Raw genomic sequence first — 10,681 nt, forward strand, 5'->3', positions numbered from 1 at the left:
AGTACCGTCACCCACCCAAAAAGGCAAGGCTTCTTCCCTGCTGAAAGAGGTTTACAACCCGAAGGCCGTCATCCCTCACGCGGCGTCGCTGCATCAGGCTTGCGCCCATTGTGCAATATTCCCCACTGCTGCCTCCCGTAGGAGTCTGGGCCGTGTCTCAGTCCCAGTGTGGCCGGTCACCCTCTCAGGCCGGCTACCCGTCGTCGCCTTGGTAGGCCATCACCCCACCAACAAGCTGATAGGCCGCGGGCCCATCCTGCACCGCAAAAGCTTTCCACCAACCACCATGCGACAGTTGGTCATATCCGGTATTAGACCCAGTTTCCCGGGCTTATCCCAAAGTGCAGGGCAGATTGCCCACGTGTTACTCACCCGTTCGCCACTAATCCCCGGCCGAAACCGGTTCATCGTTCGACTTGCATGTGTTAAGCACGCCGCCAGCGTTCGTCCTGAGCCAGGATCAAACTCTCCGTGAATGTCTACAAAAGGCATCTCACGAAGGATGTTCGAACATCCTCGCAAAAATACAACAAAAATCTGGCATTGACTTTTGGCACGCTGTTGAGTTCTCAAGGAACGGACGCTTCCTTCGAACCTCTTCCAAGGCCCTCCGGGCTTTCCCTTCGGTGTGTCCACTACTTTAGATCCAACCCCCGCCGAATTCCAAATCCGGCCCCGAAGCATCTATTCCAGGCACGCCGAAACAGACCCTCACGGGTTCAGGCTTTCACAAAGTAGGCGCCACACATGGTGGCAGACTGCTCCCTCTTCGCTGTCCGTTATCCGGGCGGCTCCGTGGCAGCTCGGAGAACGTTACGCCCCGCCCGGTGGCGAGTCAAGCCGAGCCGGTCAGGCCGCCACCGGGGTGTCGGCCGGGCGGTCGGAAGCCGCCATATCGCCCGTCTCCCCCGCCAGGACGGCGCGGCGCCCCAGGGTGAAGACATAGATGAGGAAGGCCACTTCGGCGACGACCCCGATGGTGATCCGAGCCCAGGTGGGCAGCCTGGACGGGGTCACAAAGCCCTCGATCGCGCCGGAGACCAGGAGCACCACGGCCAACCCGATGGCCATGCCGAGCGCGGCTCTCCCCTCCTGGGCGAGTGCCGAGGCCCGGGTGCGGGGGCCCGGGTCGATCACCGTCCAGCCGAGGCGGAGGCCGACGCCGGCGGCCACGAAGACGGCGGTCAGCTCCAGCAGTCCGTGCGGGAGGATCAGCCCCAGGAAGACATCGAGCCGATCGGCCGAGGCCATGAGGCCCACACCGGTCGCCACATTGACGGCGTTCTGGAGGAGCACCCAGATCACCGGCAGCCCGAGAAGCGCGCCGAAGGCGAGGGACATCCCCGCCACCTGGGCGTTGTTGGTCCACACCTGGGCGGAGAAGGCCGCCGCCGGACTGCTGGAGTAGTAGGACTCGTAGGCGCCGCCGGGCCTGGTCATCTCCCGCAGCTCCTCCGGGGCCGCGAGGCTCGACCGTACCTCCGGGCTGTCCGCGATCCACCAGCCGAGGGCGGCCACCAGAGCGGTGAACACCAGCGCCGTCGGGATCCACCAGTGCCGGGTGCGGTAGCAGGCCGCAGGGAAACGGACGGTGAAGAACCAGGCCGCGTCGCGCCAGGTGGCCCTACGGGTGCCGACCACGGCGCTGCGGGCCCGCGCGACCAGCGTGGTGAGCCGGTTGACCACCACCGGATCGGGCGCACCCGACTGGAGCTGGGAGAGCTGGGTGGAGACGCGCTGGTAGAGCAGGACGAGCTCGTCCACCTCGGCGCCGGTGAGCCGGCCGCGGCGGCGGCGCGACAGGGCTTCGAGCCGTTCCCACTCCGCCTGGTGTGCGGCGACGAACACGTCGATGTCCATGGGAGGCAGCTTGTCAGACCCTGCTGTCAGACTGTCCAGCGGAAGTCGATCCCGGCGGAAAGGGGGCGGCCGATGAGCAGCCAGCTGGTCACGGGGGATGCGGTGGTCCTCGGCCTGCGGCCGGCGCGTCTGCCGAGTCGGGCGTTGGCCGTCGCGATGGATCTGACGGTGGTGGTCGGCCTCTATCTGCTGCTCTCCGTCGTGTTGTTGAGCGCGGTGCTGCCGCTCGGCACGGCCACGGCGGCGGCGGTGCAGGTGGCGCTGCTGGTGTTGGTGGTGGTCGGCGGGCCGATGCTGGTGGAGACGCTCAGCCATGGCCGCTCCCTCGGGAAGCTGGTCCTCGGGCTGCGGGTGGTCCGGGAGGACGGCGGTCCGATCCGTTTTCGGCACGCGCTGGTGCGCGGCGCCATCGGCTTTGTCGAGCTGCTGCTGACGGCGGGGTCGGTGGCCTGTATTGCCTCGCTGGTCTCCGCCCGTGGGCGGCGGCTGGGGGATGTGTTCGCCGGGACGCTGGTGGTGCGCGAGCGGATACCCGCCGGGCGGCGGGGCGCGGTGCCGGCGGCGCCGCCCGAGCTGGCCGGCCATTTCGCCCAGCTCGATCTCTCCCAGGTGCCCGACGAGCTGTGGCTGACGGTGCGCCGCTTCCTCACCCGGGTGGAGCAGCTGGATCAGGCGGTGGCCTGGTCGATGGGGGTTCGGCTGGCCTCGGATGTCGCCGGGCGGGTGGGGGCGCCGGCGCCCGAGGGGGCGCATCCGGTGGGATATCTGGCGGCCGCGGTTGCCGAGCGGCAGCGGCGGGAGGCGGAGCGGGCGCTGCCCGAGGCCGCGCCGGCCGACGGGATATCCCCCGCGTGGATACCCACCGTATGTCCGACGCCTCCGCCGCCCCCGGTCGGTTCCGGATTCGCGCCGATCGTTTCCGATCTCCCGCCGGGTCCCGGGGGCGCGGCCGGCGGGGGGCACACGGCGCCGGTGCCGCCGGCGGAGGGGGCGCCGCCCGAGCGGCGGAAGGGGTTCGCGCCGCCGTTCTGAGGCGGGCGGCCCCGGGGGGCGCGGGAGCTATCCGGCGTCGCCGGGGGGCGGGGCGGCGAAGGTGGAGGGCGGGGAGTCCAGCTCCTCCAGTTCGACGCCGGGCGCGGCGAGCACCACGTCGCCGGCGAGATGGACGGTGTGCCGGTCCCCCGTCTCCAGGTCCGTCACCTGGTAGGCGTCCACGGCCAGCGGCGGGCCGTCCGTGGGGTGGGTCTCCCGGCCGAGGTGGTTCCAGCTCTCGTCGCGGGTGCGGGTCGCCAGGGTGGGCGGGGTGATGGTGACGAGTCTGATCCGGGTGCCCCGGTCCGGTGGCGGAGCGTCCGTGGTGTCGGGGCGTGGGGGCAGGGCGCGGCTGACGGCGATCAGAAAGCCGGGCGAGTGGCCGCTGAAGGTGTGGGCGGCGGCGTTGCCCTCGTCGGCCCGGCGGCCGGCGGCGTCCATCCGCACCCAGGTCAGTCCGTCCAGCGTGCCGCCGCGCAACTGCCAGCCGCCGGAGCGCAGTTGCACGCGCAGCGGTCGGCCCAGGGCGTCCAGGGTCAGATCGGTCGAGCCGAGAGGGGCGCCGTCCGGCGAGGTCAGCTCGCCCACATAGCGCCAGCCCGCAGGGCCCGGCGCGCAGTGGAAGCGCTCCTCGCCGAGGAGCGTGCCGTCCTCGGGGTCGCGGATGCTGTAGCGGCCTTGGGGCATGGTGTCGCGCGGCGCCGTCCGGGCGGCCCCGCCCGCACCGGGGTGGTGCGGGCGGGGGCCCGAAGCGGCGCTGTCGCTCAGTAGCGGTAGTGGTCCGACTTGTACGGGCCCTCGACCGGGATGCCGAGGTAGCTGGCCTGCTCCTGGGTCAGCTCGGTCAGCTGGACGCCGAGGGCGGCGAGGTGGAGGCGGGCCACCTTCTCGTCCAGGTGCTTGGGCAGCACATAGACGCCGGTCGGGTACTCGCTCTGCTTGGTGAACAGCTCGATCTGGGCGATCGTCTGGTTCGCGAAGCTGTTGGACATGACGAACGAGGGGTGGCCGGTGGCGTTGCCCAGGTTCAGCAGGCGGCCCTCGGAGAGCACGATGATGTTGTGCCCGTCGGGGAACGTCCAGGTGTGCACCTGGGGCTTGACCTCGTCGCGGACCACGCCGGGCAGCGCGGCCAGTCCGGCCATGTCGATCTCGTTGTCGAAGTGGCCGATGTTGCCGACGATCGCCTGGTGCTTCATCCGCGCCATGTGCGAGGCGAGGATGACATCGCGGTTGCCGGTGGTGGTGACGAAGATGTCCGCCGTCTCCACCACGTCGTCCAGGCGGGCCACCTGGTAGCCGTCCATGGCGGCCTGGAGCGCGCAGATCGGGTCGATCTCGGTGACGATCACCCGGGCGCCCTGCCCACGGAGCGATTCGGCGCAGCCCTTGCCGACGTCGCCGTAGCCGCAGACCACGGCGACCTTGCCGCCGATCAGCACGTCGGTCGCGCGGTTGATGCCGTCGATCAGCGAGTGGCGACAGCCGTACTTGTTGTCGAACTTGGACTTGGTGACCGAGTCGTTGACGTTGATCGCGGGGAACAGCAGGTTCCCGTCGCGGAACATCTCGTAGAGCCGGTGCACACCGGTGGTGGTCTCCTCGGTGACGCCCCTGATCTCGGAGGCGGCCTGGGTCCACTTCTGCGGGGACTCGGCGACGGTGCGGGTCAGCAGTTCGAGGATGACCCGGTGCTCGTCGCTCTCGGCGGTGGAGACGTCCGGCACCTGTCCCGACTTCTCGTACTCGACGCCCTTGTGCACCAGCAGGGTGGCGTCGCCGCCGTCGTCCAGGATCATGTTGGGGCCGCCGGTCGGGCTGTCGACCCAGGTCAGCGCCTGCTCCGTGCACCACCAGTACTCCTCCAGGCTCTCGCCCTTCCAGGCGAAGACCGGGATGCCGGCCGCGGCGATCGCGGCGGCGGCGTGGTCCTGGGTGGAGAAGATGTTGCAGGAGGCCCAGCGGACCTGGGCGCCGAGCGCGACCAGGGTCTCGATCAGCACGGCGGTCTGCACCGTCATATGCAGCGAGCCGGTGATCCGGGCGCCGGCCAGCGGCTGCGCCTCGGCGTACTCGGCGCGGATCGACATCAGACCCGGCATCTCGTGCTCGGCCAGGGTGATTTCCTTGCGGCCGAACTCGGCCAGCGACAGGTCGGCGACCTTGAAGTCCTGAGCGGTGGTTGCGGTCGTTGTCATGACGGCTCCTCACGCGTGAGTGTGGGCGGACAGAAAGCACTGACGGGCACGTGGCGAGCCCGCACGGGGTGGTGCGCGGGGTACGCGGCGCGTCCGTTGTGCCACGGTCCGTCGGAGGGCCTTCTTTCCCCTCGGCCGGGAAGGGCTGTGCCGTGTTCGGCCCTGCCGCCCGACTGCCATCAGCAACGACGTCTGGTAACGCGACGAATCTACACCGCCCGCCCCGAGGGGCACTATGGCGCGGGGTGGATCTCGGCCAGCCGCGCGCCCCCGCCGTCCGGTGCGGCGGTCAACCGGCGACGGTTGCGCGGAAGACGGTGCCGACGCCGGTCAGCTCGACCCGTTCACCGGCCCTGACATAGGCGGACTCGCCGGGCGCCAGCTCGATCCGGTCGCCGGCGGCGTCAGTGACGGCAATCGGTCCCTCGACGGCGAGCAGGATCGCCGGCCGGTCGCCGGTCAGCGGGTGCGGCGCGGCGCCCTCGGCGAGGAGCAGTCGGGACAGCTCGAACTCGTCGATGGGGGTGGCGTACACCTCGAACCCGTCGGCGCCCGTCTCGGGCCGCAGCACCCCGGGCCCGGTGGCCTCGAAGCGGACGATGCGCAGGAGTTCGGGCACGTCGACGTGCTTGGGGGTGAGCCCGCAGCGCAGCACGTTGTCCGAGTTGGCCATGATCTCGACGCCGAGGCCGTCGAGGTAGGCGTGGGGCACGCCGGCGCCGAGGAAAAGCGCCTCGCCGGGGGCCAGCCGCACATGGTTGAGCAGCATGGCCGCGATCACGCCCGGGTCGCCCGGGTAGTGGCGGGCGATCGCGGCATAGGCGGCGTAGGCGTCGGCGAACCGGGCCGCCGGCCCCTCGGTGGGCGGGGTGGCGGCGGCGCGTTCGGCGCGGGCGACCGTGTCGGCCATGGCCTCGGGGTCCGCGGTCAGCACGGCGGTCAGCACCTCGCGCAGCGCGTCGGCCGCGGGGCGGGCGCGCAGCAGGTCGGCGTAGGGCTTGAGCTGGTCGACGTCCAGGCCGTCGAGGAGGTCGGCGGTCTCGGCGGCGTCGCGGAATCCGCAGAGCCCGTCGAAGGGGGTGAGGGCACAGATCAGTTCGGGCTTGTGGTTGGTGTCCTTGTAGTTGCGGTGGGGGGCGTCCAGCGGGACGCCGTTGGCCTCCTCCTCGGCGTAGCCGGCGGCCGCCTGGTCGCGGTCGGGATGGACCTGCAGCGAGAGGGGGGAGCCGGCGGCCAACAGCTTGAGCAGGAAGGGGAGTCGGGGCCCGAACCCGGCGACGGTTCGGGTGCCCAGCTCGGCGGCGGGGTCGTCGTCGATCACCGCGGCCAGGGAACGGGGCCCGCTGCCCCGGTCGATATGCGAGGGCGCGCCCGGGTGGGCTCCCATCCACAGCTCGGCCTGGGGTTGGCCGGTCGGTTCGACGCCGAGGAGTTCGGGCAGGGCGGTGGTGGAACCCCAGGCGTAGGGCCTGATGGTGTTGTGCAGGCGGTCCATCGCGGGTCTTCCTTTGCGCAACGAGGCGTGGTCGGGAGCTGGGTGGCGGGGCCGGTGCTCAGCCGTCGGCGCCGGCGCCGGTGGCCAGCGTCAGATAGACGGCGGCGAAGTCGAGTCGGTCGACCGTCTCCGCGAAGGCGACCAGCGGATCCCCGCCGTCGCCGCCCGCCAGCTCGCCGACCGCGACGCCTCGTTCCTCGGCCGCTGCGCGGGCGGTGTCCACGGCGGCCGGCGGGCCGCCGGGCGCGCCCCCGGCCGGCGGATCGCGGAGCAGCAGCACGGAGGGGCGGAGCGGCGCCGGTTCGTCGACCCGGTCGCGGAAGAAGTCGTCGGGGTCGGTCGCGGCCGACAGGTCGCCGGCGAGCAGCGGTCCGTGGAGGGTGAGCGCCTCGGGCAGCCGGGCGGCGAGCGCCGGGCGTCCGGGGAGGCCGGTCAGGGTGCGGGCGGCGTGTCGGGCGGCGGCCGTGGCCAGCGGCCCCTCGCTCCAGAGCAGCGGCAGGGCGGCGCTGAACTCGGCGGCCAGGGACTTGGCCGGGTTGTCCCGGGTGCCGACGGACGGGCCGCAGCGTTCGGCGACACCGTCGAGCCGGTCGGCCACCGCCTGGAGGGTGGCGTCGGGCGCGGTGAACAGGCCGAGGCGGTCGCCGAGCAGCAGCAGCGGGGTGAGCAGCGCCCAGCCGATGCCGGGCGCGACCGGATGGCCCGTCGGCTCCTGGAAGGGCGCGGCGGTCAACGGCAGCAGCAGGCCACGGCGATAGCGGACGGCCTCGGCGAGCGGGGAGTCCTCGGGGGCGACGGCGACGACGGAGCAGCCGCGCCGGTGCGCGGCGTCGGTCAGCATCGCGAGGCCGGGTTCGACTCCGGTGGCGCTGGTGATCAGCAGCAGATCGAGGGAGCCGACCCAGCGGGGCAGGCCCCAACCGAGCGCGCCCGCGTCGGTGTTCCGGCCGCCGGGCCGCAGCCGGGTGACCCGTACGGAGTCGCCGGCGAGTGCTTCGAACAGGTCGGCCAGCAGCGGCACCTGGGGGCCGGTCCCGGCGTGCAGCACGGTGCCGGGGCGGCCTTCGGGGCTGAGCTGGGCGAGCGGCGACTCGGCTGCGCCGCGCGCGGCGCCCCTGACCTGGGCGCCGGCGCCGGCGACGGCCCGCAGCAGCCCGCGCGGGTCGGCGCGGACGAGCCGGTCGGGTGCGTCGAGCAGCGCTTCGTCGATCATGGCGGGTGCGTGGCTCCGGCGGTTCAGCCGGTCCTGCGGGCCTCGTCCACCAGCAGCACCGGGATGCCGTCGCGGACCGGGTAGGCCAGGGCGCAGGCGTCGCCGGTGCAGATCAGCTCGCGCTCCTGCTCGTCGGCGCGCAGCGGGGCGTGGCAGACGGGGCAGGCGAGGATGTCCAGCAGGGCGTCTTCGACGAGCGGCATGGCTACCTCCAGCGTTGGGTGGGGTGTGGACGGCGACGATCACCCTACCCGCAGCGTCGACGGCCGGGCACGTCCGTGCCCGGCCGTCGGCGGCGGACGCGGGGTCAGGCGCGGACGATGGCCAGCACCTCGTCGCGGACCTTGTCGACGGTGGCGCTGTCCCTGGCCTCGATGTTGAGGCGCAGCAGCGGCTCGGTGTTGGAGGCGCGGAGGTTGAACCACCAGTCGTCGCCGGTCACGGTGAGCCCGTCGAGTTCGTCGAGGGTGACGCCCGACCGGTCGGCGTAGGCGGCGCGGACGGCGGCGGCGCGCCCGGCCTGGTCGGCGACCCGGCTGTTGATCTCGCCGGAGGACGCGTACCGGTCGTACTCGGCGACCAGCGCTGAGAGCGGACGCTCCTGGTGGCCGAGGGCGGCCAGCACATGGAGCGCGGCCAACATCCCGGTGTCCGCGTTCCAGAAGTCCCTGAAGTAGTAGTGCGCGGAGTGCTCGCCGCCGAAGATGGCGCCGGTGCGGGCCATCTCGGCCTTGATGAACGAGTGGCCGACGCGGGTCCGCACGGGCTTGCCGCCGTTCTCCCTGACCACCTCGGGGACGGTCCAGGAGGTGATCAGGTTGTGGATCACCGTGGCGCCCGGGTCCTTGGCCAGCTCGCGGGCGGCGACCAGCGCGGTGATCGCGGACGGCGGGACGGGCTCGCCGCGTTCGTCGACGACGAAGCAGCGGTCGGCGTCGCCGTCGAAGGCGAGGCCGATGTCGGCGCCGGTCTCGCGGACCCTGGCCTGGAGGTCGACGATGTTGGCCGGGTCCAGCGGGTTGGCCTCGTGGTTGGGGAAGGTGCCGTCGAGTTCGAAGTAGAGGGCGTCCAGGCGCAGCGGCAGCCCGTCGAAGACGGTCGGCACGGTGTGCCCGCCCATCCCGTTGCCGGCGTCCACCACGACGGACAGCGGCCGGATGGTGGCCAGGTCGACGAGCGACCGCAGATGGGCGGCGTAGTCACGCAGCAGGTCGCGCTGGTCGATGGTGCCCGGGCGGTCGACGGGCGGCGGGGCGCCCTCGTCGAGCCAGCGTTCCACCAGCGCCCTGATGTCGGCGAGGCCGGTGTCCTGGCCGACGGGCGCGGCGCCGGCGCGGCACATCTTGATGCCGTTGTACTGCGCCGGGTTGTGGCTGGCGGTGAACATGGCGCCCGGCAGGTCGAGCGCGCCGCTCGCGTAGTACAGCTGATCGGTGGAGCACAGGCCGATCTCGGTGACATCGGCGCCGCGCCCTGCGGCGCCTCTGGCGAAGGCGCGGGCGAGGCCGGGGGAGGACGGGCGCATGTCGTGCCCGATGACCACGGCGGGGGCGTCGACGACGGCCACGAAGGCGGCGCCGAACAGCTCCGCCAGGGATTCGTCCCACTGGTCGGGGACCTCACCCCGAACGTCATACGCCTTCACGATCTGTGACAGGTCCGGCACAGCTGACCCCTTGTCTTGAGGCTGGTGAATGGGCGGTGCTGTGATCAAAACGCCCTTCAATGTACCGGCCGGACGTTACGGGCGGGGTCAGGGCTCGGGGGACCTGAGGATCCTGAGGTGGCCTCGGCGGGCGACCTCGACCGGGTCGGCGGTGCCTCGGCGGGGCAGCGGCGCGCCCGGCCTCGGCTCGGGGCGGGCCGGGGCGCGGGCGGCCTCGCGGACGGCGTCGGCGAGGGCTTCGAGGTCGTCACCGCTGGGGCGGGTGGTGGTCGGGTCCATGGCGAGCCGGACGACCTCCCAGCCGCGGGGCGCGGTCAGCCGCTCGGAGTGCTCGGCGCACAGGTCGTAGCAGTGCGGCTCGGCGTAGGTGGCGAGCGGGCCGAGGACGGCGGTTGAGTCCGCGTAGACATACGTCAGCGTCGCGACGGCGGGACGGCCGCAGGCGGTGCGCGAACAGCGACGTACGGGGCTCACGATGTTGGACCGTACCGCACTCCTGAGCGGGCCGCGACGACTCGGGGCGGCGTCACCCTGCCGTGTCGTCCCGGTCCGGCCCGCAGTGCCCGGATTCGCCCCCGGGGACTCGGTGTTGTCCCTCCCACGGGTGGCCGCCTCCGGGTGGGTCGGGGGTGGGTTCCGGATGGGTCGTGGGTGGGTCGCGGGTGGTTCCCGCGGGTGGCCGTGGGGGTGGGGCGGGTGAAGGCGCCCTGACCTCGGGGCCGCATCTGATCTATCGTCGTTCCGATGGACAAGTCCAGCGGAGTCCCCCCACCCGCGTCCGGCCCGCCCGAGCGCCATCGGCGCCGCGACCGGCACGGCCGCGGCATGCGCGGGCCCGTGGCTCCGCCGCAGGTGCCGCTGGCGCTGAGCCGCGCGGACACGTTCGACTCCCTCGTCAACGACTCGGCCGAGCGGCTGCGGCGCCGGCTGCCGCAGCTCGACGGGGTGGAGTTCGGGGTGCAGGAGGTGCCGGTGCTGCGCGCCGAGAGCGTCGGCGGCGCCGATCCGCTGGACGGCGTGGTGCCGCTGGGCGGGGTGCTGCGCGCGGAGCGCGGGCGGCGGGACCGCATCGTGGTGTACCGCCGCCCGGTGGAGCTGCGCAGCCGGAGCCGGGAGGAGTGCGCCCAGCTGGTCCACGAGGTGGTCGTGGAACAGGCGGCCGAGCTGCTGGGGCTGGCGCCCGAGACGGTCGATCCGCAGTACGGGCAGGACTGAGC

10 protein-coding genes and 1 rRNA gene are annotated in these 10,681 nt (G+C 72.5%); 2 read left to right on the forward strand and 9 right to left on the reverse strand.

All coding sequences use genetic code 11. The features are described 5' to 3' along the window. Together AOM46_RS27390 and AOM46_RS27395 are read right to left on the reverse strand one after the other, a co-directional pair. Positions 1–476: ribosomal RNA gene (locus tag AOM46_RS27390) — 16S ribosomal RNA — on the reverse strand; the annotation flags it as partial. A gap of 373 nt (positions 477–849) precedes the next feature. Then, a complete protein-coding gene (locus AOM46_RS27395) occupies positions 850–1,860 on the reverse strand; it encodes a stage II sporulation protein M (protein WP_062216323.1) in 1,011 nt (336 codons plus the stop codon). A 72-nt stretch (positions 1,861–1,932) separates the two neighbouring features. Here AOM46_RS27395 and AOM46_RS27400 point away from each other — a divergent pair, with 72 nt between their 5' ends. After that, positions 1,933–2,892: an RDD family protein gene (locus AOM46_RS27400; protein ID WP_062216325.1), complete on the forward strand. Its 960-nt coding sequence runs from the start codon at positions 1,933–1,935 to the stop codon at positions 2,890–2,892. A gap of 27 nt (positions 2,893–2,919) precedes the next feature. Here AOM46_RS27400 and AOM46_RS27405 read toward each other — a convergent pair whose 3' ends face one another. The 7 genes from AOM46_RS27405 to AOM46_RS27435 form a co-directional block, all read right to left on the reverse strand. Beyond that, positions 2,920–3,579, reverse strand: a complete 660-nt coding sequence (locus AOM46_RS27405) for a hypothetical protein (protein ID WP_062216327.1) — start codon at positions 3,577–3,579, stop codon at positions 2,920–2,922. A 77-nt stretch (positions 3,580–3,656) separates the two neighbouring features. Further along, entirely contained in the window at positions 3,657–5,090 is a 1,434-nt protein-coding gene (ahcY, locus tag AOM46_RS27410) for an adenosylhomocysteinase (RefSeq protein WP_062216329.1), read from the reverse strand. 289 nt (positions 5,091–5,379) lie between these two features. After that, positions 5,380–6,585 carry a mannose-6-phosphate isomerase, class I gene (manA, locus tag AOM46_RS27415; RefSeq protein ID WP_062216330.1) on the reverse strand — a complete coding sequence of 402 codons (1,206 nt, stop codon included), beginning with the start codon at positions 6,583–6,585 and terminating at the stop codon, positions 5,380–5,382. A gap of 58 nt (positions 6,586–6,643) precedes the next feature. Continuing rightward, entirely contained in the window at positions 6,644–7,798 is a 1,155-nt protein-coding gene (locus AOM46_RS27420) for an SIS domain-containing protein (RefSeq protein ID WP_062216332.1), read from the reverse strand. A gap of 23 nt (positions 7,799–7,821) precedes the next feature. After that, on the reverse strand, positions 7,822–8,001 hold the full coding sequence (locus tag AOM46_RS27425) for a Trm112 family protein (RefSeq protein ID WP_062216334.1): 180 nt from the start codon (positions 7,999–8,001) through the stop codon (positions 7,822–7,824). A gap of 104 nt (positions 8,002–8,105) precedes the next feature. Further along, on the reverse strand, positions 8,106–9,464 hold the full coding sequence (locus tag AOM46_RS27430) for a phosphomannomutase/phosphoglucomutase (RefSeq protein WP_062216336.1): 1,359 nt from the start codon (positions 9,462–9,464) through the stop codon (positions 8,106–8,108). An 87-nt stretch (positions 9,465–9,551) separates the two neighbouring features. Then, positions 9,552–9,938: a DUF3499 domain-containing protein gene (locus AOM46_RS27435; protein WP_062216338.1), complete on the reverse strand. Its 387-nt coding sequence runs from the start codon at positions 9,936–9,938 to the stop codon at positions 9,552–9,554. A gap of 270 nt (positions 9,939–10,208) precedes the next feature. On the opposite strand from AOM46_RS27435, the gene AOM46_RS27440 reads away from it, so the two are divergent. Next, complete coding sequence (locus tag AOM46_RS27440) at positions 10,209–10,679, forward strand: metallopeptidase family protein (RefSeq protein WP_234314060.1); 471 nt, start codon at positions 10,209–10,211, stop codon at positions 10,677–10,679. Positions 10,680–10,681 lie beyond the last annotated feature (2 nt).

Origin of the sequence: Streptomyces sp. NBRC 109706, from assembly GCF_000974485.1 — a bacterium.
Lineage (GTDB): Bacteria > Actinomycetota > Actinomycetes > Streptomycetales > Streptomycetaceae > Streptomyces.

What these genes read in the sequence shown, in the direction of transcription:
- AOM46_RS27395 (WP_062216323.1), bottom strand. Translation starts at nt 1,860, where the DNA reads ATGGACATCGACGTGTTCGTCGCCGCACACCAGGCGGAGTGGGAACGG.
- AOM46_RS27400 (WP_062216325.1), top strand. Translation starts at nt 1,933, where the DNA reads ATGAGCAGCCAGCTGGTCACGGGGGATGCGGTGGTCCTCGGCCTGCGG.
- AOM46_RS27405 (WP_062216327.1), bottom strand. Translation starts at nt 3,579, where the DNA reads ATGCCCCAAGGCCGCTACAGCATCCGCGACCCCGAGGACGGCACGCTC.
- ahcY (WP_062216329.1), bottom strand. Translation starts at nt 5,090, where the DNA reads ATGACAACGACCGCAACCACCGCTCAGGACTTCAAGGTCGCCGACCTG.
- manA (WP_062216330.1), bottom strand. Translation starts at nt 6,585, where the DNA reads ATGGACCGCCTGCACAACACCATCAGGCCCTACGCCTGGGGTTCCACC.
- AOM46_RS27420 (WP_062216332.1), bottom strand. Translation starts at nt 7,798, where the DNA reads ATGATCGACGAAGCGCTGCTCGACGCACCCGACCGGCTCGTCCGCGCC.
- AOM46_RS27425 (WP_062216334.1), bottom strand. Translation starts at nt 8,001, where the DNA reads ATGCCGCTCGTCGAAGACGCCCTGCTGGACATCCTCGCCTGCCCCGTC.
- AOM46_RS27440 (WP_234314060.1), top strand. Translation starts at nt 10,209, where the DNA reads ATGGACAAGTCCAGCGGAGTCCCCCCACCCGCGTCCGGCCCGCCCGAG.